Raw genomic sequence first — 23,556 nt, forward strand, 5'->3', positions numbered from 1 at the left:
AAATAGAAAGAGGTGATCATTATGCAACTTCCTGCTGTGATAGTCGCACTGGCCCTGTCGGTGCTGCTCAGTGGCTGCGCTGGCATGCTAAAAGCGCAGCAACAAAAAGAGGTGGAGCAAGCGCCCCCCTTGCCGACATTGCATCAGTATATGGGGCAACTTGCTGCCGCCTTGGGTGAACACAGCCGTCCGCTTAAACCGGGCGCGACTGTCGCGGTGACGAGCTTTTATCTGGCCGATCAGCTGGGTAATGCCGTTGCCAGCAATCAGGGCAGTGGCCTAAGCACCCAGGTTCAGGAAAGTCTGATCAGCTATGTGACGCAGATGGGCCTGGAAGTGGTGGAGTTTCGGCTACAACGCACTTTAACTTTGTCGGACCGTGCCGATAACTTATTAAACCGTGACATTGCCCTGCTGCGCGAACGTCATAAATTTGACCTTGCCCTGACAGGGACCATCAGTGAAAGCCACGACCATTACACGATCAATGCGCGATTGATCACTATGCTTGATAGTCGCACGGCATCCGCGGCGACCATATCCGTGCCCAAGGCGGTGTTGTGGGGCAATGAAAAAGCCCAGATGCGAGATGGCAAGCTACATCGCGGCCAGTATTAGTGGAGACAAAGATGAAAAAATCTGTGATAGCACTTGTGTTACCCACCCTGACTTTATTTGGGTGCGCACAACTGGGTATGACAAAACACCAGGAAACCGCCACGTCACCAGGCAAATTCAGTGCGGCTGAACAGTTTCAGGCCCATCCCAGGGGCGTACAACAAATGTCTGCATCACAACGTATGGCGGCCAAAAATGTGACGCACTATGTACAGAAGCTGATGCAGGACATGGTGAGTAATGTGAAATACATTAATGACCAGACGCCGGTAGCGGTATCGAGTTTTGTCTTTTTAGACGAAGACTTTAACCATGCGACCTTGCTTGGCAACCAGATTGCCGAAAGCTTTATTCATGAGTTACATAACTTTGGCGTTCCGGTGATCGATTTTAAAACCACGGACTTTATGCGCGTCACCAAGCACGGGGATTTTATCTTCAGTCGTGACTTTTTAGAGCTCTCTGATGAGTTGCCATTTAAATACGTACTGGCAGGCACCTTGACCCATCATCAAGGTGGGATTTTAGTGAATGCCCGGATTGTGGGTATGCAAAGCAAAGTGGTGGTGGGCACTGCCCAAGGGTTTTTACCTCAGTCAGTGGTGAATGCGCTAAGAGACGGCGCTATCCACGAAGGGATCCGGTTACAACGAGCGGGTGAGTGATCATGAAAACACGCATTCTGAGTGGCTTAACGCTGTCGATAGTCATGTTGAGTGGCTGTCAGATGATGGGGACGCAGCCGGCGCCACAGGCAGTGGAAACCACCCCCATGACGCCCAAAGTGGCCAAGTTTCGAGAGATAGAAGTGCTTTATGAAGCTCTGGAGGAACAAGCGCCAGAGGCCGAGCAGCCGATTGATCCAGGCTTTATCAGCGAACGACACCGTAAACAGGTGGCCAACTATGCATCCCAGATAGCGCTGGAGCTGTCCGACTCTCTATTAGGCGTGCACCCTCATTCCGTGGCGGTCACAAGCTTTGTGAGCTTTGATGATACGCTCAGAAGCAGCAATCAGCTGGGTAATCAGCTGGCCGAGAACCTGATCCATGCTTTCCAAAAGCTGGGTTATGCTGCGCTGGATTTCAAGTCACAGCAACAGATCCAGGTCACCCGCAGTGGCGATTTTTTGTTTTCCCGCGATAGCAGAGCCTTACCGGGTAAACCCGAACCCAGCCATGTGTTGTCGGGCACTATGATTTACCGTGACCGGGGCGTAGAAGTCAATGCGCGGCTGCTCGATTTTGAAAGCCGCCTGGTGGTTGCCAGCTGTATGGTGACCATTCCCTACTTTGTGTTAGATTCCGGCGCAACCGCGGCCAGATAGCCATTTAGCGGCAAAGCGCTGATTTTTCCTTTGCCGCAGCTCACCCACCGTAAAAAAATCAGTTATTGTATTAAGAATCAAATGGTTGACCAATTAAGCGAAAACGCTTAGTATTTTTCGCAGCGGCACGGCCTCTTAGTTAAATGGATATAACAGCCCCCTCCTAAGGGGTAGTTGCAGGTTCGATTCCTGCAGGGGCCGCCAGCTACTTTTCTTTTAAAGCAATCCTGATACAGTAACCAAGCCTCACTCTGAACGACCTGAATTGATTCAGGTGAACCTCATCATGAGAGGGTGACTAATTTTACCGAGCGTGCTTTTGATACTGTGCGGCTAAAGCGCAAAATCTTCCTGGGTTTGTACCATCACTTCTACCAGATCGTTGATCTGAATGTTATTCAGCGGGCGCTTTGAAATATTCTCGGCAATCGCATTTTGTGCATTTACCTGAGTAATACGCACCTGATTCAGGGTCTTAATACTTTGCGGAAAAAACTGGTTGGTCGAGCCCTGCATGTCGCGGCGGTGAGAGAGAGTCAATACCTGGCCAATTTCAATACCATGATTGCGGCCCAGGTTGATCACCAGCTTGCCCTGTTCCCGGTGCAGGATCTTACCTTTGCTGGGCAGGCATGACAGTGCCGAGTCCAGATCCTGCGCCACGCTGTTAAAAACGCTCTGGATCTGTTTGGCATAGTTGGTACGCCAAAAGGTATCACTGTAGACATCAACAATTTTGGTCTTTTCGAAAGGCCAGACGCCACTGACGGCATAGTGTTTTTGCCACACCTTGTCTCGGGTCAGCGCATCAAATGCTACAAAGTCGATTTTAAAGCTGCGCACGTATTCTTCATCCTGCCAGAATGCGTAGTCATCGTTGGTTTTATCTCCCGCTGCAACGTCCGTGATCTGGCTCATCAGCACGTACTGGCTATTGCTCACGGTGGTCAGCGAATCGATCAGCTGTCCATCGTATTCAAAGCGTTGAGTAAAAAACGGACGGGCATTGATCGCATGATCCAGATAGGGGATCGGCTTAACGGTGAGATTGCGTTGCGCCAGTGTATGGTAAAGGCGTTCACTGGTGGCTTTGGCAATGTCAAAAATTTGACCCAGGCGTGCCTGATGCGGCTGAATAAGCTGACTTTGTGTGATGGTCACCTGCTTTGCCACCGCCGCTTGTGCGCATTGCTCCAGCTTGGGGAAGATGTCCAGGTGCAAAGTAACACTGACGATCCCATCTTGCTTTTGTTCAGAAACCAGGTTGATCTGTTGGATCTCGCCATGACTTTTTATCTTGATCTGATCTTGCGTGAGCACGCCGTCGGCCAGGGTCTGAACGCTGGATACGGTCGCACCGGAGAAGATCAGCGCCTGAGTGATGGCATCCTGTACGGCTTCCTGGCGTGCTTCGGCCAGATCTTCGGTGTGCGCATTGGCATAGCCCGTTACTTCAAACCACTCTGCACTGGCCCCAAAACTGGCGGTAGCCAGTAACACACTCATAATACGCGACAATTTCATGACTTTATTACCGAACTCTAAGCAAATCTCTATACTGAAACAGCAAGTCTCGTGCCAATGGTGTTGGCAAGGTTTGTGCATACAGAAACCTTACTTGATGATATGGCCAACAGGCCACACAGAGGAGTTACCCTATGAATCAGTTTAGAGCGCTTTGGCATCAACGGGTAGTCAGCCTGGTTAAATTCTGTGTTGTTGCAACAGGACTAAGCCTGGCGGGATGTAGCTCTATTATAGATAAGCATGTTGAATACAGTTATGTAAAACCCGATTCTTACCCTGTGCTTAAGGCGGTTGGCTATGCGCCACTGAGTTCACAGCCGGGCAGCAGCGACACAGAAAAAATGCTGATGGCCATTAAGGTATCTAAGCTTGAAGCCTATCGTGAGCTGGCTGAGCAGGTATATGGTCACAGATTAAGTGCCAGCACCACGGTACAGGGCGCAATTGCACAAAACGATGGGTTACGCAGTCAGGTACAAGGCTTGATCCGCGGTGCTAAGGTAATGAAAAGCTATGCGGTTGGGGATATCTATACCACAGAGCTGGAGCTGGATATGAAGCGGGTTCACGATTTGTATATCGGTGAAGTGAAACCACGCAAAGTCGAGCGCGTCACGTATTACTGAGCGAGCCCTGACGGGCTAGGGCGGTAAATTATGTCCTTTGCTTTCATTGTGCCTTCAATTTATACTGTTTAAATATACACATCACCTCAGCGATCTGAGGTGCAGAGTAAGGTTAATGGGAGATTTGTCGGTGCTTGATCCGAGAAATGAAGCGCAAAAGGTGCTTAAACGTTTGTGGTGTGACAGTCAGTTTCCGGTTGATCCTGTGACCATTTGTAAGTCGCTAGGCCTGGACGTTGTAGAAATGGCGCTACCAGATAAGGTGTCGGGTGCGCTTATCAAAGAGGCGGGTGCCGATCCGGTTATCGTGTTACATCAGGACGACCACCTGAATCGCAAGCGTTTTAGCTGTGCCCATGAGCTTGGCCATTATATTTCCCGTATCGAGTCTGACAATACAGACAAAGAATACGAATATATCGACCTCAGAGGCCCCAGCGCGTCTACCGGCGAAGACGAGGAAGAAGTGTTCGCCAACCAGTTTGCTGCCAACTTATTAATGCCCAATGAAGAAGTGAAAAAGCTGCATCGTAAGAAAATGGCCCACTTTGAAATGGCGCTGCATTTTGGTGTGTCCGTTGAAGCCCTTAAGTATAAGCTCAATGCGCTGGAGCTGTTGTAATGACGCAAAACAGGGAAGATAGTAAGGCCGAGCAGTCATCGTTTGTTGCGCAAATTAAACACAACGTCAAAGAGAATAAATTCACCAATGTTGACCCCATGCAGGCGCAGAAGGTTAAAGATGCCGAGTCAGACCGTGGCCTGAAACAGCGTTATGCTTTGTGGTTTATTGTTATTCTTGCCGTACAACTTTTGATTATGAACTTAGTGCTCGTACTGGTGGGTATGGATAAGTTGCATTTTGAAGAGTGGACACTGAATTTATACATGGCGGGAACGCTGGCTGAGGTGTTCGGCGTGATCCTGGTGATCACCAAAAACCTGTTTCCCACCAAAGCCGAGTAGATTTAGCCTGAACACTCAGGCTTTAAGATTTTTAACCAACTCACCCATATTAGAGACGACACTGCCATCTTGCCCATAGGTCATCGAGGTGGGCGCGCCAATCAAAATATCTTTCAGCTCGCGAACGGTTAGCTGTGCCTGGTGCGCAGCCTGAGCATTAACGTCATTTTGTTTTTTGCAGCGATACAGTAAATCTTTAACCTGCTCGGTTAACGGGGTGATTTCTTCGTGGCTAAATGTCGCTTGCGGGTATTTAGACAGGTCTTTATCAAGCTTTTGCAGCTGATTAAGGGTCGTAAGCTTAGTGCGAGCGATTTCTTTGAGGTTGTCGCCGTTGCGAGAAGCAAGCGCATCCAGTTCATCGTCCAGAAGCTGGGTCAGAGCTTCCAGAAGATTAATTTGCGCTGTTAGCTGGTGGGCACACAGTGCCGTTTGGTCGTCCACTTATACTCTATCCAAATAAATCGAACTCAAAGGCGGCAATATTTTTAGCCAGCTTTTCGCTGTCTACCTGATATTTGCCCTCGGCAATGGCTTTTTTCAGTTCATCGACTTTTTTACTGTCGAAAGATGGTGCTTGTTGCGCTTTTTCCTGCAACCCTTTCAGTTGCTGAGCTTGCGGCGTCAGACTCACTGAGTCGGCAGCGGCTTTAGCTTGCGCTTGTGGCTTGGCTGCGGTGTTGCTTGCTTCATTTCTTTGTAATTCAGCACGTTGTTGCTTTGCATTCGTTGCAACATTGTTCGGCTGATTTTGACCGTTAATGTTGTTTACCATGATGATGACCCGTTAGTTAAATTGCTTCAGCCTTTATATCGGCAAGCCTTTCGCTTACTTTAGCAAAAAAATCAGATTTTGACTGCTACTGAATCAACATCTTTCACCCGTGCAAGCACCGTTTTTCCTGACCTCGCATTTTTGACCCGGATCTGCTCTCCTAAGTTCCCATCCTGCAAGGCAATACCATTGGTTTTAATCATAAGTGTGCCATCACTGGCCAGAATTGTCACGTTATCGCCTTTGCAAATCATGCAAATCTGAAACATGCTAAGCGGTTTACCCTGTTGGATGCGGCGTTTGGTTTTGCTGCCCACCAGCAGTGCCATATCGTCAATATTGGCCGCACGCACAAAGTGCTTGGGTCGCATCTCGATTGTTAAATCCTCTGCAGTTAACAGTACGCCTTTATCAAGCATGCGGGTGCTGACAATCACAGGGAGCAGTGTTTCGATTTTTACATGAACAAACTGAACCCAAGACTCCAAGTCGTCACAGCGCACCATAACCGTCACCTGACGATTAAAAGGCGGGCTGGATTTGCTGCTAACTTGCAGTGGTTGCAGGCATTGACGTTCAGGAATGCGGGTGTCCAGTGGTAACGCCGTAACGTGTTGCTCTTCTTCTGCCTGAGTGGGCGCAGGGGTCTGCGTTGCAATAAAATCTATTGCTAATTTTTCAATGTCTTTTGACTCATAGGTTTGACCATAAGCAAATGACGTGGCTAAAAAATATGCCACTATGGGAAAGAAATAAGCGGATAATGTAATTTTTAACAAACTCATGATGTTTCGACTATGCTTATGTGGTGAAACAAGGTATAAAGATTTTGCGTGATTTGCCTCACCGCTTCAAGGGCGACTTTGAATGGTAGAGTACAAGCAAACATTGTTCCGATAAGCAGTTTTATAGCAGGAGAATGACATGGCAGGTATTTTGGACTCAGTAAACCAACGAACGCAGTTGGTGGGTCAAAACCGACTTGAACTTTTACTATTTCGCCTCAGAGGGCGCCAACGCTTTGGGATCAATGTATTCAAAGTGAGAGAGGTACTACAGTGCCCACCCCTGACGGCAATGCCTAAGTCCAATGCGTTTATCAGAGGCGTTGCACACATTCGGGGGCAAACCATTTCCGTGATCGACATGTCGTTGGCTGTTGGCGGGCCGCCTATCGAAAATATCAAAGACTGCTTCATCATTATTGCTGAGTATAACCGCTCTGTGCAGGGGTTTTTGGTGGGGGCGGTTGAGCGCATAGTAAATATGAACTGGGAAAAAATAATGCCGCCGCCTTCAGGTGCAGGGCGTTATTCCTATCTGACTGCGGTCACCGAAATTGAAAATGAGCTGGTTGAGATCCTCGATGTAGAAAAGATCCTTAATGAGATCTGCCCAATTAACACTGAAGTGAGTCAAGAAATTGTCGCCGACGGTGAAATGCAGCGAGACCTGGGTGAGCGTATTGTTTTTATTGCCGATGATTCTGCGGTAGCACGTAATCAGGTGAAGCGCGCACTGGAGCCATTAGGAGTGCAGACTGAGCTGGCCAAAAATGGTAAAGAAGCCCTGATCCGCTTGAAAGAAATTGCGGAGATGGATTGCCAGAACGATGTCACTGAACGCGTGGGCTTGTTGATCTCAGACGTTGAAATGCCTGAAATGGATGGCTACACCCTGACCGCAGAGATAAAAGCGGATCCTAAACTGGCGCCTTTGCATGTTATTTTACATACTTCATTGAGTGGCGTATTTAACCACGCAATGATCGAAAAGGTCGGTGCTGATGACTTTATTGCTAAATTTAACCCCGATGAATTGGCAACAGCCGTGAAGAAATGGGTTCATTGCGATTAATTAGTGGCGGTAATACTTTGGAAAATAAACACTTAGAACAAAGCGAGTATGACCAGTTTCGCACTTTTTTAGAACAACAGTGTGGGATTGTACTGGGCGACAACAAACTTTATTTAGTAAAAAGCCGACTGGCGCCCTTAATGTCTCGTTTTAGCGTTGACTCTCTGTCAGCTCTGGTTAGTAAAACGCTCAGCCCGCACGAGCGGCAATTGCGTGCCGCTGTGGTGGATGCGATGACCACTAACGAAACCCTGTGGTTTCGTGATCAATATCCTTTTGAGCTACTTAAAACGAAGATTTTCTCTGAATTTAAAGATCTGCGTCGGCCCGTTAAGATTTGGTCTGCGGCCAGTTCATCCGGGCAGGAACCTTATTCTATTGCCATGTCAGCCAATGAGTTTCAGACATCAAACCCTGGCGCGTTGAAAATGGGTGTTCAGATAGTTGGTACAGATATCTCCAATACCATGCTGGATATGTGTAAAAATGCCGAGTACGATGCGCTGGCATTGGCACGCGGCTTGTCACCGGAACGTAAAAAGAAGTTCTTTACAGACAGTGGTAACGGGATGGCGAAAGTGAATGAGCCTATTCGCCGCATGGTTAACTTCAGACATTTAAATTTGCTCGACTCTTATGCATTGCTGGGCAAGTTTGACGTGATTTTCTGTCGTAATGTACTGATTTACTTCTCGCCGGATGTTAAAGCGAAGATCATCAGCCAGTTTGCCCAAGCGCTTAACCCTAAAGGGTATTTGTTCCTTGGTGCGTCTGAATCTATGGCGGGTCTGAACAACGACTTTGATATGCTGCGCTGTAACCCGGGTATCATTTACCAGAAAAAAACCTGACCTTTTTGTCGGCCGCTGTGTGCGGCCCGCGTATTCCTGCTAAGTGCCCTTTAGCGGCCACTTCATACAGCCAAACCCCTAGCGTCAATCTCACACAACTGATCTCGTAGAACCTTCCTGTATACAGTTGCAACGATGGCAAACCTCGCTAATGCAGATACATCTATGCGGTATTGCTATGTCCAGCAAAAGTGTTCCCAGATATACTTCACTTTATTCAGTATTAGATTTTTACCGTGACTCATGGCGAAACCCAATAAAAAAGGCCCCACCAGAACCGTCGATATTTTTTGTGCCAACTGTAAGGCTCCGCTGTATAAATACCGAAAGGGTGGAAAAGGCGCATTGGTTAAGTGCTTTAAAGAACGTATTGTGACGGATCACACTAAGCTTGGCGGTGTGTGTCCAGGTTGCGATACCGTGTTTGCCCGAGATACGCTGGTGCGCGGCACGCCCGCCTTTAAAATGATTGGTGGCAAAGTGTTTTGCAAATAAGCCCTGCACTTATTTGTGCCATTTTTCCATGAGTTTAATAAAAAGGGTCAGAACAACAAAAACAAATAGCGCAATTTCAAGGGCAAGTATCCCAGTGTTGCCTCCCGAAATAGTGCGAAGAAATTCACTACAGCTGCCGCTGCAATTGCTGTAGCGCCATGCCCAGGCGTTTTCGCAGACCAGGCCAAACGCGAGGAAAAGTTTGTTGGGCTTCATTGAATAGTTTTATCTGTAATGACTATGGCTCGTGCCTTGCAAAATATCACTGTCCGGACGTATGCTCAAGGCAATGTTTCTTTGGCACGCAAACGTGCCTGTAGTCAACTCCAATAGTCCATTTGATTTCTGGGTTGCCTGCTGTGGTAAGGCTCAATTCACCTACATACCAGATGTGTTGCTACTGATATTGTAGGTGGCCTTCGCAACTTTAGGGGAAAATGATTACTGAGCGCATTTGCCGCCAGCGAAACTAGCATTGCACTCAGCGAGTAGCGCAGGGCAAGATCGCTGCAATAATCCAGTTTTCAGGTCAAATTTAACAGAGCTTAAGTTAACCCTTGCTAATCGCACTCACGACAAGGAGTGCGATTAGCAAGGGTTATCTGAGCCAGGCACTCCCGCTATTGGACGAATATGGAAGGCACTGGCTATGATTTGTTCTATCTTTTCGAGATTATTTCTCAAAGAAGCCTAATTCAGTATTTTCATATGTCTCAATTTTGCTCTTTATGATTTTACCTGTTTCTGTTTCTTCTACCCAGACGGCAGAGTAGTCTGCGTCCAAAGTACCTTTTACAACGTACCTGACATCAGGGGTCGGTGTAAAAGTGAGGTCGCCTGTTATTTCATATACAGTTCCTGAGAGAGTTTGAACCGGTGCGGCATACACTGTTCTACCTACAAGCGTTAAGGTAATCGGTTCTGAAGAGGGTACTGCGGTTGTAACATGAGAGGTAGTCAAGGCAAAACCTTGCCCATAAGTAGCTGAACGGCTGGCTCCCAGACTGTTGTCGATCAGTTTACCATTGACTTTATAGAGAAAAAACATGTCCGCTTTACTCGTTGAGTGTCGCTTTTCTGTGCTCCCGATAGTGGATTTAGGGCCATTATAATTGTCGGGGATAGGTGAGTAAGTAGTCGCACAGCCGCTAAGCATTAAAAGTGAAAGAAGTAACCAAACCTGTTTCATAAAGTTTCCTTATTATTATGTAAATTATAGAGGTTCTTGTTAAAGGATCGCACAACCTTAATTTCCAAATCCAGTCAATATTTAACATGCAAGCGTTTTTGTGAGTTAATTTGCTTAAGCTCAGCGGATTATACTGGTGTCACATTCAGGCATATCACAAAAGTGAGTACTTTACCTTTGCGTTTAATGGTTTTGAAAAGCGCACTTAGGAAACTAATGGCACCTAGCCTCAATCGGCGCAGGCAGGTAAAGCGATTAGTCGGAACTTTGCTATTTCAATACTTTATCCTTCACCTATGCAAAAAACAGGCTGGCGTATTAGCGCGTTAGTCAATTACTATAACAGGCAATAGAAACGCATTGATGCGATATAACAGTGGAACAGTTAGACTATAAAGAAATCTTGCCACCCGACTGGCTATCTTCTTTTGTGGAGCCGTTTTGGATCCGCAGGGTGTCTGGCTGCGCCTCATTTTTTCCACAAGGTGTATTTGAACTCCTGTTTCATAGTATGCCATTGACATATTCTTCCGTGAGTCATAAGCCAAAAACCGTGCCTGCCGGTGTCAGTCTCGTTGGACAGCAGTTAACAGCATATAAAATTTCGAGTGCGCAGCCACAATGGGTAGTCGGAGTGAGGCTAAAACCTTTTGCATACTTTCAGCCCCAGCAGTTAGCTGCATCAGAGATTAAAAATACCATTGAAAGTATGCAGCATGTGTTTGCTAACAGCCGGGAGCTAGACACTTTAGTCGAGTGGTTAAAGGCTTGCCCGGAGCAGTTACCTGAAATCCAGTGTCAGCGCATCATGGCAACGTTAATGCCTTGGCTAAAAAGACTATTTTATAGTCCAGACTTTGCCTTTCCAGAGCTGTTGAGGGCGAAAACTAACACTATTCTTGATGCGCGAGGCAATATTCTGATTGCAGACATTTGCGAACAGTTTGAGGTTAGTAAAGTGACTTTGCGTAATCACTTTGTGTCAAAAATTGGCTTGTCACCTAAAGAGTTATGCAAAGTGTGGCGGATGAACAGCTTTTTACTTAATGCTTCGCACTATCCGGGTGACTTGACTGGTGCGGCTCTGGCATCCGGATACTTTGATCAGGCACACTTAAACAGAGAGTTTAAGGCTGTGATTGGACTGACACCCAAAGCTTATTTAGCGGGCCAAAATGTCTATGATAAGCATCAGTCATCTCAGGTTGTGTATAGTCGTTTTATTGGCCACTATGACCCTTTCTGAGTCCTTTACTTTTTTACAATTCATTTTTTGCGAAATAGCTGAGAATAGGGAAAACAAACAAAACAGTGAGTTTTACCTATGAATTTAAAACATCTAACAACAACCGCGTTTGTATTATTGGTGGGACTGATTGGTGCACCGTCATATGCAAATGCGATAACACAAGGTGAAAAAGCAGCTGCGATTGAAAAGATAACACAGTTGATGAGTGAGCATTATGTCTTTCCTGAGGTCGCAGCACAAACTAATCGTAAGCTACACAAGGCTTTTCAAGCCGGTCACTTCGCGTCTATGCAAGATCATGCGTCATTTTCCAAGGCTTTGACCGAGTGGTTAAGAGCTACGGCAAAAGATGGGCATTTAAGAGTACGCGCCAATCCCGTAGGTGAACAGATCACCGGGATAGAGTCTTCAATTCGCGATGACTTACTCAAACCCACACGCCACAAGTTCTTAAATTATGGTGTGCTCAGTGCAAATGTATTAGAAAACAATATTGGCTATATAGAGTTACGCTCATTTTATCGCTTAGCCGACAGCAAACCCTATATCGATGCAGCGATGAAGATGATGGCAAAAACCGATGCCGTCATCATCGATCTGCGAAAAAACGGAGGAGGGTCGCCACGAACGGTCCAGTACTTGTGTAGCTATTTTTTTGATGAAAAGCTTCTGCTGAACAGCCTTTATTTTCGCGAGGGTAATGAAACAACGGATTACTATGTGTTGGATGAAGTCGGTGGCAAGAAGATGCCTGATGTGCCTCTTTACGTTTTGACCAGTCGCAAGACCTATTCCGGTGCAGAAGAATTTAGTTATAACATGTTGACGAGAAAGCGGGCGACACTAGTCGGTGAAACGACCGGCGGGGCCGCCAATCCTGGAGGGATGTTCACGATAAATGATGAGCTGCGTATGTTTATTGCGACAGGTACAGCCATTAACCCTGTTACCCAATCAAACTGGGAAACGGTTGGCGTGAAACCGACTGTGGAAATTGGTGCAGACGACGCATTGGATAAAGCCATTGAAATGGCCAATGAAGTGGTTGAGAAAAACTGGTTGGCCGAGCAGTCCCGACGGGAAATTGAGATAGATCGGCTGCTTGCTTTATTGCAACAAGTAAGGCTGAGCGATAAACCCATCGCTGACATTAAATCTGCCTATGCAGGTAAGGTCTCAGAACTGGTAAAGAGCTTACCTGAGCCAGATCGGGTGATTGCCGAATTGGCCTATGAATATTGGGACAAAGAGTCAAAATATGCTGTGTTTCTATTTGACGTAGCGGTGCGGCTGAATAATCAAAATATGTACTTTTTTGCCTATTGGGCCAGAGCGCTTGCCAAGCTTGACAATATGCCGCAGGCAATAAGTGTACTCAAGCAGGGATTGAAGCTGGCAGCTGATAAGGAAGACGAACAAATGCTACTGAGTACTTTGGCTGAGCTGGAAAAATCTGCAGTTAAGCTATAACTGCGAGGTTACAACCTGTAGGGTGGGTTGAATGGACACCCACCCAAAACTAAATGATCTACAGGGCCGTGGAACCAAACAGTGGCGCTTTGCTGGGTTGTTCAGACCCTGTACTGTAGCGCTACCCTGAAGCTATTAATTATCATTAAAAATGACCTCTCTCAAAATGAGAGGGCTTAGATGGGACCCATCAATTTCTACTCTGAATATTCTTCATAATTTAATCTTAGTTCCCTGAAACTCATCACCAATGTGCTGTTTGAGTGGTAATTTTCCATCAATTTCTGTCAAGCGGAATTACGTTTTGATCATAATTTTTACATTAAATATCAATATTTATGTCATTTTTAACAGTTGACCAAAAGAAATGTTATAACAGTTTTTGTGTTTGTATATTGCTTTTTGAACTTTTCAATTGCTACCTTTATTAACAGTTTTACAACACAAAACTGACATGTTTATCGCGGTAGATGGCCTTGTTGTATCGGTACAAGTAGTTAAACCACTTGTTCGCCTCGCCTTTCTGGGCAGGTATTTAAGTGCATTGTCAGTTAGAAAAAAGTGATAATACAACAAGGAGAAGACATGAGTACCAAACGCTTCAAACTAACAACGCTATCTACCTTAATGCTGACTGCGATGAGCTTGCCTGCTTTGGCACAAGCACCTGTTTTTCAAGGTCATACAGAAGACGCTAAGTTGCAGATTAAGTCTAAAAAAAGCGACAGTAATCGCTACATTATTCGCTTTAAAGAAGAGTTGTCTGGTGGCAAAAACAGTTTTAATAATTTTATTGCGCTCAACTATTTGTTTACAGCGGGCGCCGAGCCACTGTTTGCACTGAATGGCCAGCAAGCTATGGTGGCGGAACTGGACGAGTATAGCCTGGAAACATTGCGCAGCTTCTCGTCTGTTGAGTCGATTGAAATAGACCCCAAACGTTACGTGTTGCCGCTGGCAAAGTCAGCAAATCAAATCGTACCTTTTGCGCAGAGCACACCCTACGGTATTACTATGGTGCAAGGTCACTTACTGCCCCAGTCTAATACTTCCGCAAGAAAAGTCTGTGTGATCGATACGGGTTATAACCTCGGCCACCCGGATTTACCCTACGGTAACGTCACCGGGGTTGCGAACAACAGCGCAGTTGGTCAGTGGAACAACGACGGCAATGGTCATGGTACTCATGTTGCCGGTACCATTGCGGCAGAAGACAATAACCAAGGGGTGGTAGGCGTTTACCCGGGTGTTGATTTACACATAGTCAAAATTTTTGATGATAACGGGCAGTGGACCTTTGCTTCTAACCTGGTAAATGCCATTCAGCAGTGTAAAGATGGCGGCGCACAGGTTGTCAACATGAGTCTGGGTGGAGGCAATTACTCCAACAGCGAAAATACCGCGATGCAGAACTTTGTTGACGGTGGCATGATCCTGGTGGCCGCAGCGGGCAATGGTGGTAACAGCTCTAAGTCTTATCCAGCGTCGTACAACTCGGTTATCTCTGTCGCCTCTGTTACCTCAAGCGAGAGCCGCTCGTCGTTCTCTCAGTACAATGATCAGGTTGAACTGGCGGGCCCGGGCTCCAGCGTTAACTCTACCTATCCAACCAATACTTATCGCAGCTTAAGTGGTACGTCTATGGCGTCACCGCATGTTGCCGGTGTGGCGGCATTGGTATGGAGCCACAACAGCCAGTGTAACAACCAGCAGATCAGAGCGGCGCTCAATGCAACTGCCAAAGACAAAGGCGCAGCTGGGCGCGATAATTATTACGGACATGGTATTGTTCAGGCCAAAGCTGCATCGGACCACATTGCTGCGAACGGATGTCAGGGTGATGACAATCCGGGTGGTGTAACGCCTGTCAATGGCTCTTTGCCAAACCTGCAGGGCAGCCAAAATGCCTGGACGCACTACACCTGGGATATTCCACAGGGCGTGAAAGAGATGAACCTGACCATCACAGGTGGCACAGGAGATGCCGATTTGTACGTCAGATATAATGCCCAGCCTGATGCAAACAACTACACCTGTCGCCCCTGGAAGGATGGCAATGAAGAGCAGTGTGTTTTCACTAACCCAAGCGCGGGCGTGTGGCATATCAGTTTGTATGGTTACAACAGCTACAATGGTGTGACATTAAACTACTCGTATAAATAATCGGCAGTTTGCCGGGATTACCCAAAAATAAAGGCGCTCCGGGAGCGCCTTTTCATAAGCTCAATTATCGCACCCAGAGTAATCCCCAGCGGGTGCCGTTACCAATTGCATTATAGCTGCATCGTGGTGAGCCTTTAGAGGCCGTGCTGAATTCACCATGAGCTAGCCAACATGCATGATGACCTGGGTGAATATCACGCTGCCAGCCAACCACATTCATGTTATTGCGATCGTCACCATCTCCGTAATAAATACAACTTGTTGTGATGGCGCTGCTGGCATCGTACGTTGCTCGGCAATCAGGCAGCGGTGTGTCTTTTTGATGTGCCTGCTGGTCTTTATATCCCCAAGTGTAACGTACCATTTCCAATTCAGCCTGACTCATCGAGCTTTGATAAGCCGATTTACACCCAGCATAGTCGCAGGAAACTTGCTCGCGAACATCTCGGAATACACTCAGAGGGCCCTGATAAAGCCCGGTTACAGCAGGATCGACTGGAGTCACCCCTGGTTGTGGGTTGTAATCGCTGATATACATTTTGCCGCCGGGCTCTGACTTGCTGTATGTACCAATCAGGGTCCAGCCTCCCTCGTCGGTGTCCATATCGCAGTAGGCATCAAAACCGGCGTGCTGACCAGAGCCATCAGGGTCAATGGCGTAGACGCCCGACTGAGCATCCGGGTTTTCACTGAGGATCTGTGCACAGCTAGATGCCGGTACCTCTACTGCCGGTTGTGTTGTCAGGGTAAAGTCGCCGGAATCATTGTTCGGACCGTACCAGGTACCCTGATAGCCATCTTGTGCAGAGCCTTGGCCCAAAAAGTAGAAGCGCGCTCCATCTTTGGCGATGGTAAATTGCACACGTTGCGCAAGTCCAGAGCCAATCTCATAGGTATTTGGATGTTCAAACTCGCCCTGAATGAGAGACGTATCTGGGGTCTGAGCTGAGACAGCATTAAATTTATTGGCTTGTATTTGTACTGTGAGTTGTTGATGTTGAGCACCGCTGGTGGCTATTACACCATCTAATTGTGTGTCACTTACGAGCTCCCACTGCACATTTGCAGCAGCATGAAAAGGAAGGCTTGCAAGAAGTAGGGTTTTTAATTTGGTCATGGAGTACCACTATCCTTATTTGGTTTATAATAATTTGTTTTGCACAGCTAGTATGCATTGGAATAATAACGTTACTTTTATAGCGATTAAAGTGCAGAAGTAGTGTGATTTACTAATTTGGTCATTAAGTACCACTATCCTTATTTGGTTTGTAATAATTTTTTGCACAGCTAGCATGTGTTGGAATAATAACGTTACTTTTATAGCGATTAAAGTGCAGAAGTAGTGTGGATTATATTAAGTGATTGAAGTGGACAATTATCAATATAAAGTGACCCGAACAGAGTCCTATGTACGTATTGAGCCACCTGAGCCAGGTTCTGCCAACAACGTGGAGAACGTTAAACGTTCCCCAACTTTTATTTACTGTGATAGCGCCTCGATGCGCACTTAGTGATGCAAATTAACCAGCAGTTTTTTTAGCAGGTTTGCCAGCTGCTGCTGTTCTGCCTCCTCCAGTGGGGAGAGTAAATCACAGCCTTTAGCCACATGTTCACAGATCACTTCATCAATCAGTTGCAGGCCTTGTTCAGTCAATGAGACCAGTACGCCCCGGCGATCATTGGGGTCCGGGCTACGCTTAACCAGATCTTTCGCTTCCAGTTTATCAATGCGATTGGTCATAGAGCCGGAAGTCAGCATTAATGTCTGTAACAACTGGTTTGGCGTTAATGTATATGGCTTGCCTGAACGACGCAGCGTTGCCAGAACGTCGAACTCGCCGCCGTTAAGGCCGAACCGGCTGAATACACCATGTAACTCTTTACTGAATACCGCACTCGTTCTGACCAGGCGGCCCATTACGGCCATAGGCGAGGGGTCGATGTCAGGCCTTTCTTTCTTCCACTGAGCAATGACTGTATCTACCAAATCCTCTTTTTGCATAACAATGACTTCTCTGTTTTCTTTGATGGCTTAACGATACTGCATAATAAATTTGAAGAAAAGAGTTGTAACATCAAATATCTTTAAGAGAAGTATGTGATGATTAAGATAAATTTGTCCTCGTATAAGGCTTATGCCGCACAGCACAACAGCTGAGCAGGGGCGTGTCGTCTTCTTTTGATACTGGACGCATGCCGTGCATAGATTGATTCTTGTCAGTAGTGTGGCGGGAATTTGGCTGTGGTATACGCAAACCAGAAACAGCGCAGCAGTTGAAAAGGACAACAAAGGCATTGACAAAATTTTTTGGATATATATCTTTATATAAAGATTCTTTAGTTGATGTGTCTTTTTGTGAAGTTTGATTCAGGTGCAGTCTTTGAGCTGCCCCAAGGTAAAGGAATAAGGAGAAAGTCGTGAATATCAAACCCTGGATTTCAGCAGCGAGTGTTGTGGCCACTTTGGTGGTAGGCAGTATTGCCCTCAAAGGGCGCATGATCGAAGCACGTAATACCGAGTTTTCAGAGCAGGCTGCGACGGTAGAAGCAATGCGCGTAGAGACGATGCCGTATCAGTCATACATAGATATCAGTGGTGTGATTAAAGCGCCCCAGACCATTAACCTGGTGAATGAAGTTGCGGGCAAAATCACCCAATTGCACTTTAAGTCGGGCGACTTAGTCAAAGCGGGTGAGCCCATGCTGGAGATTGATCATGCAGAAGAGCTGGCACAACTGGCCGCGGCCAGGGCGCGCGTCACGCAGCAAGAGAGCACGCTGGTGCGCTATCGCAACCTGCACGAGCGCAAAAAGTTCAGCGATCAGCAACTGGAAGAAGCCATCACTCAGCTGGCAGAGTACCGTGCACAAGTTGACTTACTCACAGCTCGCATCGAGAAAAAAATCATTAAGGCACCGTTTACCGCCCGGGTTGGTATTCACGACCTTCAGGTTGGGCAATACCTGGCAGCGAATACTGTCCTGACCAACATGGTTGGTCTTCAGGCGCACATGTGGGTTGATTTCTCGGTACCACAAACCTATCAGGCACTGGCAATCAATACGCCGATTCGTGTGTCTGTAGTTGGCGATAAGACAGCCCCACAAGTGGCGTATGTTGAATCGGTCGAGCCGGGTATGAGCGCCACATCCAGACAACTAAAGTATCGTGCTCGCATCGAGCGTACGGAGCAGCTGAATGCAAACCAGTTGGTCAAGATCAGCCTGCCTGTTGGCACACATCAGCAAGTGATTGCTGTGCCTTACCTGGCCATCGTTAAAGACCAACTGGGTGACTATGTTTATCTGTTGGAGAAAGATGAGCAGGGCACACTCAGAGCGACGCGCCAGCAGGTTGAGCTGGGTGAGCGTTTGGGCGATAGGGTGATGATCACCAATGGCCTGGAGGAAGACCGGCTGATTGCAAGCAGCGGGGCATTCAAACTACGCAGCGGCCTGAAAACGTTTGTCTCAGAGCCTCAGCAATCAGAGCAGGCAGTGGCGATGGAAGACACCCAGAAAGAAGGAGTGTCGCTATGAAAAATCAAGGCCACTTTATGGATAGATTTGTCACTATGCCGGTGCTGGCCGTGGTGCTATCCGCCATGATCTGCATAGGCGGACTGTGGTCCGTATTGAAGATCACAGTGCTGCAATTTCCCAAGATTGAAAGTTCGTCTTTGGTGGTCTCGACCACTTATACCGGCGCATCGGCCGATACAGTCAAAGGCTTTGTGACCGAGCCGATAGAGCGTGTAACAGCCACTGTTCCCGGGATTGACTATGTGGAATCCACCACAACGGCTGGCGTGAGTACTGTGACTGCGTACCTCAACCTGAATGAAGACAGCTCCAAAGCACTGGCTGAGCTGACGGCTCGGCTGGGTCAGGTCAGCTACATGTTACCGTCGGAGTCCGAAGATCCGGTTGTGACTGTGCAACGTGCCGACAGACCCCATGCCTTGTTCTATCTGAACATTGAAAACCAAGGCGTGTCGCTTATCCAGCTAACGGATTACTTGTCACGTCAGGTTACGCCGGTGCTCAATGGCATTGAAGGGGTGCAGCGTGTTGCGATAGAAGGTAGCCGTACTCCGGCACTGCGAGTAGACCTGGACTCAGCGAAACTGGATGCGTTTGGCCTGAGTGCCGACGAAGTGTACAGCGCACTGGCTGCAAACAACACGATTGCCACCCTGGGCTTTACCGAGACCAGCAAGCAACGTATTGACCTGGTGGCCAATACCCAGCTGAAAGACTTGAACGAATTTAAGCGCCTGGTGATCAGACAGGCAAACAACGAAACCATTTACCTGCGCGATATTGCAACGGTCAGGCTGGGTTCTGAGCAGCCCACCATCAGTGCCCGTTTAAGCCAGCAAGACACTGTGTATATCTCGGTCTGGCCGCTGCCTGGAGCGAACGAAATTGCCATTGGTGATGCCTTATATGCGATGACCGATGAAATCAATGAAACACTGCCTGATGGCATTCGCATTAACTATGCCTACGACGGCACATTATATATGCGTGATGCACTGAACGAAATCTTCAAGACGCTGGTTGAAACCGTTGTATTGGTTGGCGCTGTGGTGCTGTTTATGATGGGCTCATTCAGAAGCGCCGCTGTGCCGCTGGTAACCATTCCGATTTCAATTCTGGGTGCGGTTGCTGCTATGTATGTGGTCGGTTTCTCTATGAACCTGCTGACCGTACTGGCCATTGTGTTATCAGTTGGCCTGGTGGTGGACGATGCCATCGTGGTGGTCGAAAACGTCTCACGGTACATTCGTGAAGGTAAGCCCAAATTGCAGGCTGCACTGGAAAGCTCCAGACAACTGTTTGTGCCTATTGTTTCGATGACGCTGACACTGGCGATGGTCTATCTGCCAATTGGTTTCCTGTCCGGGCTGACCGGGATCTTATTTAAAGAGTTTGCTTTTACACTGGCAATTGCCGTAGTGATTTCCGGGTTTGTTGCTGTGACCTTATCGCCCATCATGAGTGCGTATGTGACGCCGCCGGGAGGTAAAGAAACTAAGCTGACACGCAAAGTAAACGCCGGATTCGACTGGTTACGTAAAAAGTATAAAGCGCTGCTGAGTGCTTCTTTAAACTGGCGCAATCAAATTCTGTTGGGCGCCATGGTATTAAGCCTGATGGTCGTGCCGTTTTTCACCGGCTCGAAAAAAGAGTTGGCCCCGGTTGAAGATCAAAGCCAGATTTACGTACTGGTACAGTCTCCGCCTGAGTCATCACTGACATATAACGAAGACAACATGCATGGTGTGGTTGATACTTTACTGGAAATGCCGGGTACGACGCAGATGTGGCAAAACATCTTCACTAACAGTGCATTTGGTGGTGTGGAGTTCATCAGCGCATCCAAGCGTGACTATACCACAATGTCATTGATCCCTGAGGTGTATGGTCGCCTGGCGCAATTACCGGGTATCAACCCGCTGCCTATTCTGCCTTCGCCTTTACCTACAGCGGGTCAGTTTGATGTGGAAATGGTGGTCAAATCGTCAGCCAGTTACGAAGAAATGAAACAGTATGCCGATCAGCTGATAGGCAGAGCGTTTGGCAGTGGCCACTTCCTGTATGCCGACACGGACCTGAAAATTGACTTGCCACAAATTGAGGTAACCCTGAAGCGTGAACAAATTGCAGATTTGGGTATGGACCTGGCGCACGTCAGTCGTCAGCTGGGTATTTTGCTCTCTAACAACTATGTGAACCGCTTTGACGCAAGTGGCAAGGCTTACCAGGTTATCCCTGTGGTAGACAGCCAGATCAAAACAGATCCGTCGAAATTACTCAGCCTGCAAATTAAGGCGCACAACGGCACTCGGGTTCCTTTGTCTGCCATTGCCGAAATCAACTGGACCACAGTACCGCGTCAGCTAAGCAGCTTTGGTCAACAAAATGCGTTTCGCATCTTCGGTGGCGTACTACCAAGCTCAACCAAAGAAGCGGCTTTAACGGCGCTGGAGGAAGCGGCCAAAGAAGTACTGCCTCCTTCTTACATGATTGACTATGCCGGTGAATCAAGACAGATCAGACAGCAAGGCAACAGCCTGCTGGGTGTCATGGCGGTGTCTTTGGTGATTGTTTATCTGCTACTGAGCATTCAGTTCAACAGTTTCAGAGATCCGCTGGTGGTCTTGCTGGGCAGCGTACCGCTGGCCATGATGGGCGCACTGGCACTGTCTTATTTTGAACTGACCACGATGAATATTTACTCGCAGATTGGTTTAATTACTTTGATAGGCCTGATTGCGAAAAACGGTATCTTGATTGTGGAATTCGCCAATCATTTACAAGAGGAAGGGCGCAATAAACTGGATGCTGTGGTTGAATCAGCCGCCACCCGCTTACGTCCTATCCTGATGACCACCGCAGCAACCGTGCTGGGCCACTTCCCACTGATGCTGGTAACCGGCGCAGGTGCAGAGGCACGTAACAGCATAGGTATTATTCTGGTTGCAGGCATGATGGTAGGCACCTTATTTACCTTATTCGTACTACCAGCCTTCTACGTAAAACTCGCGACGCGTCGTGAGGCACGTAAGGCTCAAGCCCAGGAGACTGTGAATGCAACGCCAACGCTTGCCATGAGCTAATAAGTAAACCGTTTAATATGCCGCAGAATTCGGGCTTCTAAGGCCCTAAGTCGCAGCAAAGCGCCAGCATCGCCTGGCGTTTTTTGCGTAAGCGGATAACACAGAAATTGGTTCAGAGTGCAATCAAAACTGACGAACCACTGAGTCATCCCGGACGCATGCGAGCCGGGATCTACTTGAACCCCATGCAGTATTTCTTTAAGGAAGACAAACCTAACAAACAACTCTGTCATTCCGGACGCGAGCGAGCCGGGATCTACCTGAACACCACGCAGTAGTTCCGCAATGAAGACAAACCTGACCAACAACTCCGTCATCCCGGATGCATGCGAGCCGGGATCCACTTGAACACCACGCAGTCGTTCTTTAAGGAAGACAAACCTGACAAATCACTCCCTCATCCCGGGACGCATGCGACCCGGGAGCTACTTGAACACCATGCAGTAGTGCTTCAACGAAGAAAACCCCGACAAACAGCTCCGTCATCCCGGACGCGTGCGAGCCGGAATCTACTTAAGCACCACGCAGTAGTTTCTCAATGAAGACAAGCCTGACAAACAACTCCGTCATCCCGGACGCGCGTGAGCCGGGATTTACTTAAGTTCTACTCAGAAGCAAACCTATTAGAAGGTGAGACAAAGCGAACGGCATAGCGACCCGATTTGCTTGCCAGGCAAATGAATATAGGGGGGCACGACTCTGCCAATGCAATATGCAAGGGGGAGTAAGTCATGCGATGTTGAAATCACAACACCTTGCCAAATTGGACAAAAGTGGGTCTAATAACACGCACAAATAACGTTGTTCAGGCAGGGAATGAGTCACGTTGTAACGGTTTAAACCATAAATGGTTCAAAACAAAAGTCTCTCATCAAAAGCAAGTCCCAACGCATAAACCATACCAACCAGGTATGGCGCACAGGTAGCGGTCTAGTTCAACAAGCGATTATGCGCATGCATGAATACTAAAGCGTTAGTTTTAAAATCAATAATAGAGAATTAGGAATATTAATGAAGAAATTAGTTTGTTGTTTGGCTGTTGCGCTTATTGTTGGATGTTCATCTACTTCACGTATGATCGACAGTAATATAGATGTTGCAGAATTAAATAATGGAACAGAGCTTTCTCAATCAAAAGTCACGGTATATCTAAACAATGAAGGCACTGATAGAGCCTCTGTTCGTTTTGAAACTCGATATAAATCAGAACCAAACCGAGTTCACAGATTGTATATATTTGATGAAGACGTACCTGCATTAAAGTCACTGCTAACTAAAGTGCTGAAAGATGAGCTGACAGTTAAAGATATGTTAGAGCCTGTCAACTTTGGTCGTGATAAAGGGGTGTTCGGGCAAACTAAATCTGGGGATAAAGAGTATGTAAGGATCAATACAGTAGAAGGTTTTTATTTGTTTCCAGAATCATCAATTCCGAATTTAATTAATGTGCTTAACCAACTGCAAGACGCTGCAAAACTTAAAACTAACAAGTAAATTATGTTGGCCCAACAAGTTGGTATGGGGCGCAGCAAGCTGCGCCCCATATTTAAACGTTATGCATTTTGATAGTTATGAGTAATTACGTAAAAGTTGAACGAATACCGTATGAAGAACCTTACCATGTGCAGCTTTTATGGAGTGTATCCAATGGTAGTGTCTCCACGTGCTTCGAATATTATGACAATGCAGACTCACTGAGAGAAATTGCTGAGAGACTAGAAAACTTTCCTCGGCACAGCAGTGATGTTTTCTTGTATGAAATTGGTTCTGAAAAACCCGAAGATAAGTTTGCGTACTGAGGGTGTTCATAATTCTGT

At 47.2% G+C, this 23,556-nt stretch carries 24 protein-coding genes and 1 tRNA gene; 17 read left to right on the forward strand and 8 right to left on the reverse strand.

Going from position 1 to position 23,556, the window contains the following annotated elements; translation table 11 throughout:
• Positions 1-21: 21 nt before the first annotated feature.
• The 4 genes from TW77_RS02985 to TW77_RS03000 all read left to right on the forward strand — a co-directional run bounded on the left by TW77_RS02985 (position 22) and on the right by TW77_RS03000 (position 2,149).
• Positions 22-618, forward strand: a complete 597-nt coding sequence (locus TW77_RS02985) for a FlgO family outer membrane protein (protein WP_052713010.1) — start codon at positions 22-24, stop codon at positions 616-618.
• Between the two features lie 11 nt (positions 619-629).
• The gene (locus tag TW77_RS02990; RefSeq protein ID WP_046003492.1) at positions 630-1,283 is read left to right on the forward strand and encodes a FlgO family outer membrane protein; all 654 of its coding nucleotides are present in this window, start codon (positions 630-632) and stop codon (positions 1,281-1,283) included.
• Between the two features lie 2 nt (positions 1,284-1,285).
• Entirely contained in the window at positions 1,286-1,945 is a 660-nt protein-coding gene (locus TW77_RS02995) for a FlgO family outer membrane protein (protein ID WP_046003493.1), read from the forward strand.
• Positions 1,946-2,074: 129 nt separating this feature from the next.
• Positions 2,075-2,149, forward strand: a tRNA-Arg gene (locus TW77_RS03000).
• 129 nt (positions 2,150-2,278) lie between these two features.
• On the opposite strand, the gene TW77_RS03005 is transcribed toward TW77_RS03000, so the two are convergent.
• Positions 2,279-3,469 carry a flagellar assembly protein T N-terminal domain-containing protein gene (locus TW77_RS03005; protein WP_046003494.1) on the reverse strand — a complete coding sequence of 397 codons (1,191 nt, stop codon included), beginning with the start codon at positions 3,467-3,469 and terminating at the stop codon, positions 2,279-2,281.
• Between the two features lie 134 nt (positions 3,470-3,603).
• On the opposite strand from TW77_RS03005, the gene TW77_RS03010 reads away from it, so the two are divergent.
• The 3 genes from TW77_RS03010 to TW77_RS03020 all read left to right on the forward strand — a co-directional run bounded on the left by TW77_RS03010 (position 3,604) and on the right by TW77_RS03020 (position 5,064).
• Positions 3,604-4,098: an LPP20 family lipoprotein gene (locus TW77_RS03010; RefSeq protein ID WP_046003495.1), complete on the forward strand. Its 495-nt coding sequence runs from the start codon at positions 3,604-3,606 to the stop codon at positions 4,096-4,098.
• A 115-nt stretch (positions 4,099-4,213) separates the two neighbouring features.
• Positions 4,214-4,720 carry an ImmA/IrrE family metallo-endopeptidase gene (locus tag TW77_RS03015; protein WP_046003496.1) on the forward strand — a complete coding sequence of 169 codons (507 nt, stop codon included), beginning with the start codon at positions 4,214-4,216 and terminating at the stop codon, positions 4,718-4,720.
• Positions 4,720-5,064 (forward strand): hypothetical protein, encoded by a 345-nt coding sequence (locus tag TW77_RS03020; RefSeq protein WP_052713011.1) that lies wholly within the window; start codon positions 4,720-4,722, stop codon positions 5,062-5,064. Before TW77_RS03015 ends, TW77_RS03020 begins: the two co-directional genes overlap by 1 nt.
• Positions 5,065-5,079: 15 nt before the next feature.
• Here TW77_RS03020 and flgN read toward each other — a convergent pair whose 3' ends face one another.
• From flgN to flgA, 3 genes are all read right to left on the reverse strand, one after another.
• Positions 5,080-5,508, reverse strand: coding sequence for a flagellar protein FlgN (flgN, locus tag TW77_RS03025; protein WP_046003497.1), 429 nt, complete (start codon positions 5,506-5,508; stop codon positions 5,080-5,082).
• A 7-nt stretch (positions 5,509-5,515) separates the two neighbouring features.
• Entirely contained in the window at positions 5,516-5,839 is a 324-nt protein-coding gene (gene flgM, locus TW77_RS03030) for a flagellar biosynthesis anti-sigma factor FlgM (RefSeq protein ID WP_046003498.1), read from the reverse strand.
• Between the two features lie 71 nt (positions 5,840-5,910).
• Positions 5,911-6,624, reverse strand: a complete 714-nt coding sequence (gene flgA, locus TW77_RS03035) for a flagellar basal body P-ring formation chaperone FlgA (protein WP_046003499.1) — start codon at positions 6,622-6,624, stop codon at positions 5,911-5,913.
• Positions 6,625-6,763: 139 nt separating this feature from the next.
• On the opposite strand from flgA, the gene TW77_RS03040 reads away from it, so the two are divergent.
• From TW77_RS03040 to TW77_RS24630, 3 genes are all read left to right on the forward strand, one after another.
• Positions 6,764-7,696: a chemotaxis protein CheV gene (locus tag TW77_RS03040; RefSeq protein WP_010386777.1), complete on the forward strand. Its 933-nt coding sequence runs from the start codon at positions 6,764-6,766 to the stop codon at positions 7,694-7,696.
• Between the two features lie 17 nt (positions 7,697-7,713).
• Positions 7,714-8,547: a CheR family methyltransferase gene (locus tag TW77_RS03045; protein WP_046003515.1), complete on the forward strand. Its 834-nt coding sequence runs from the start codon at positions 7,714-7,716 to the stop codon at positions 8,545-8,547.
• A gap of 243 nt (positions 8,548-8,790) precedes the next feature.
• The gene (locus TW77_RS24630; RefSeq protein WP_082078801.1) at positions 8,791-9,042 is read left to right on the forward strand and encodes a hypothetical protein; all 252 of its coding nucleotides are present in this window, start codon (positions 8,791-8,793) and stop codon (positions 9,040-9,042) included.
• A gap of 9 nt (positions 9,043-9,051) precedes the next feature.
• Here TW77_RS24630 and TW77_RS25375 read toward each other — a convergent pair whose 3' ends face one another.
• Positions 9,052-9,258 carry a hypothetical protein gene (locus TW77_RS25375; protein WP_046003501.1) on the reverse strand — a complete coding sequence of 69 codons (207 nt, stop codon included), beginning with the start codon at positions 9,256-9,258 and terminating at the stop codon, positions 9,052-9,054.
• Between the two features lie 457 nt (positions 9,259-9,715).
• Positions 9,716-10,231 (reverse strand): hypothetical protein, encoded by a 516-nt coding sequence (locus TW77_RS03060; RefSeq protein ID WP_052713012.1) that lies wholly within the window; start codon positions 10,229-10,231, stop codon positions 9,716-9,718.
• A 376-nt stretch (positions 10,232-10,607) separates the two neighbouring features.
• Here TW77_RS03060 and TW77_RS03065 point away from each other — a divergent pair, with 376 nt between their 5' ends.
• The 3 genes from TW77_RS03065 (at position 10,608) to TW77_RS03075 (ending at position 15,113) form a co-directional block, all read left to right on the forward strand.
• Positions 10,608-11,477: a helix-turn-helix domain-containing protein gene (locus TW77_RS03065; RefSeq protein WP_046003502.1), complete on the forward strand. Its 870-nt coding sequence runs from the start codon at positions 10,608-10,610 to the stop codon at positions 11,475-11,477.
• A 78-nt stretch (positions 11,478-11,555) separates the two neighbouring features.
• Positions 11,556-12,950: a S41 family peptidase gene (locus TW77_RS03070; protein WP_046003503.1), complete on the forward strand. Its 1,395-nt coding sequence runs from the start codon at positions 11,556-11,558 to the stop codon at positions 12,948-12,950.
• Between the two features lie 585 nt (positions 12,951-13,535).
• A complete protein-coding gene (locus tag TW77_RS03075; protein WP_046003504.1) occupies positions 13,536-15,113 on the forward strand; it encodes a S8 family serine peptidase in 1,578 nt (525 codons plus the stop codon).
• A gap of 64 nt (positions 15,114-15,177) precedes the next feature.
• Here the strand turns inward: TW77_RS03075 and TW77_RS03080 are convergent, their stop codons facing one another.
• On the reverse strand, positions 15,178-16,230 hold the full coding sequence (locus tag TW77_RS03080) for a fibrinogen-like YCDxxxxGGGW domain-containing protein (RefSeq protein ID WP_046003505.1): 1,053 nt from the start codon (positions 16,228-16,230) through the stop codon (positions 15,178-15,180).
• Positions 16,231-16,620: 390 nt separating this feature from the next.
• The gene (locus TW77_RS03085) at positions 16,621-17,115 is read right to left on the reverse strand and encodes a MarR family winged helix-turn-helix transcriptional regulator (RefSeq protein ID WP_046003506.1); all 495 of its coding nucleotides are present in this window, start codon (positions 17,113-17,115) and stop codon (positions 16,621-16,623) included.
• Between the two features lie 416 nt (positions 17,116-17,531).
• Between TW77_RS03085 and TW77_RS03090 the strand changes: the two genes are divergently transcribed.
• The 4 genes from TW77_RS03090 to TW77_RS03105 all read left to right on the forward strand — a co-directional run bounded on the left by TW77_RS03090 (position 17,532) and on the right by TW77_RS03105 (position 23,233).
• A complete protein-coding gene (locus TW77_RS03090; RefSeq protein WP_046003507.1) occupies positions 17,532-18,653 on the forward strand; it encodes an efflux RND transporter periplasmic adaptor subunit in 1,122 nt (373 codons plus the stop codon).
• Positions 18,650-21,739, forward strand: coding sequence for an efflux RND transporter permease subunit (locus tag TW77_RS03095; protein WP_046003508.1), 3,090 nt, complete (start codon positions 18,650-18,652; stop codon positions 21,737-21,739). The genes TW77_RS03090 and TW77_RS03095 overlap by 4 nt, the downstream gene beginning before the upstream one ends.
• Positions 21,740-21,822: 83 nt before the next feature.
• Positions 21,823-22,017, forward strand: a complete 195-nt coding sequence (locus TW77_RS25380) for a hypothetical protein (protein ID WP_162197936.1) — start codon at positions 21,823-21,825, stop codon at positions 22,015-22,017.
• 733 nt (positions 22,018-22,750) lie between these two features.
• Entirely contained in the window at positions 22,751-23,233 is a 483-nt protein-coding gene (locus tag TW77_RS03105) for a hypothetical protein (protein ID WP_156158588.1), read from the forward strand.
• Positions 23,234-23,556 lie beyond the last annotated feature (323 nt).

Origin of the sequence: Pseudoalteromonas rubra, from assembly GCF_000967655.1 — a bacterium.
GTDB classification, from domain to species: domain Bacteria; phylum Pseudomonadota; class Gammaproteobacteria; order Enterobacterales; family Alteromonadaceae; genus Pseudoalteromonas; species Pseudoalteromonas rubra_A.

What these genes read in the sequence shown, in the direction of transcription:
- TW77_RS02985 (WP_052713010.1), top strand. Translation starts at nt 22, where the DNA reads ATGCAACTTCCTGCTGTGATAGTCGCACTGGCCCTGTCGGTGCTGCTC.
- TW77_RS02990 (WP_046003492.1), top strand. Translation starts at nt 630, where the DNA reads ATGAAAAAATCTGTGATAGCACTTGTGTTACCCACCCTGACTTTATTT.
- TW77_RS02995 (WP_046003493.1), top strand. Translation starts at nt 1,286, where the DNA reads ATGAAAACACGCATTCTGAGTGGCTTAACGCTGTCGATAGTCATGTTG.
- TW77_RS03005 (WP_046003494.1), bottom strand. Translation starts at nt 3,469, where the DNA reads ATGAAATTGTCGCGTATTATGAGTGTGTTACTGGCTACCGCCAGTTTT.
- TW77_RS03010 (WP_046003495.1), top strand. Translation starts at nt 3,604, where the DNA reads ATGAATCAGTTTAGAGCGCTTTGGCATCAACGGGTAGTCAGCCTGGTT.
- TW77_RS03015 (WP_046003496.1), top strand. Translation starts at nt 4,214, where the DNA reads ATGGGAGATTTGTCGGTGCTTGATCCGAGAAATGAAGCGCAAAAGGTG.
- TW77_RS03020 (WP_052713011.1), top strand. Translation starts at nt 4,720, where the DNA reads ATGACGCAAAACAGGGAAGATAGTAAGGCCGAGCAGTCATCGTTTGTT.
- flgM (WP_046003498.1), bottom strand. Translation starts at nt 5,839, where the DNA reads ATGGTAAACAACATTAACGGTCAAAATCAGCCGAACAATGTTGCAACG.
- flgA (WP_046003499.1), bottom strand. Translation starts at nt 6,624, where the DNA reads ATGAGTTTGTTAAAAATTACATTATCCGCTTATTTCTTTCCCATAGTG.
- TW77_RS03040 (WP_010386777.1), top strand. Translation starts at nt 6,764, where the DNA reads ATGGCAGGTATTTTGGACTCAGTAAACCAACGAACGCAGTTGGTGGGT.
- TW77_RS24630 (WP_082078801.1), top strand. Translation starts at nt 8,791, where the DNA reads ATGGCGAAACCCAATAAAAAAGGCCCCACCAGAACCGTCGATATTTTT.
- TW77_RS25375 (WP_046003501.1), bottom strand. Translation starts at nt 9,258, where the DNA reads ATGAAGCCCAACAAACTTTTCCTCGCGTTTGGCCTGGTCTGCGAAAAC.
- TW77_RS03060 (WP_052713012.1), bottom strand. Translation starts at nt 10,231, where the DNA reads ATGAAACAGGTTTGGTTACTTCTTTCACTTTTAATGCTTAGCGGCTGT.
- TW77_RS03070 (WP_046003503.1), top strand. Translation starts at nt 11,556, where the DNA reads ATGAATTTAAAACATCTAACAACAACCGCGTTTGTATTATTGGTGGGA.
- TW77_RS03075 (WP_046003504.1), top strand. Translation starts at nt 13,536, where the DNA reads ATGAGTACCAAACGCTTCAAACTAACAACGCTATCTACCTTAATGCTG.
- TW77_RS03080 (WP_046003505.1), bottom strand. Translation starts at nt 16,230, where the DNA reads ATGACCAAATTAAAAACCCTACTTCTTGCAAGCCTTCCTTTTCATGCT.
- TW77_RS03085 (WP_046003506.1), bottom strand. Translation starts at nt 17,115, where the DNA reads ATGCAAAAAGAGGATTTGGTAGATACAGTCATTGCTCAGTGGAAGAAA.
- TW77_RS03095 (WP_046003508.1), top strand. Translation starts at nt 18,650, where the DNA reads ATGAAAAATCAAGGCCACTTTATGGATAGATTTGTCACTATGCCGGTG.
- TW77_RS03105 (WP_156158588.1), top strand. Translation starts at nt 22,751, where the DNA reads ATGAAGAAATTAGTTTGTTGTTTGGCTGTTGCGCTTATTGTTGGATGT.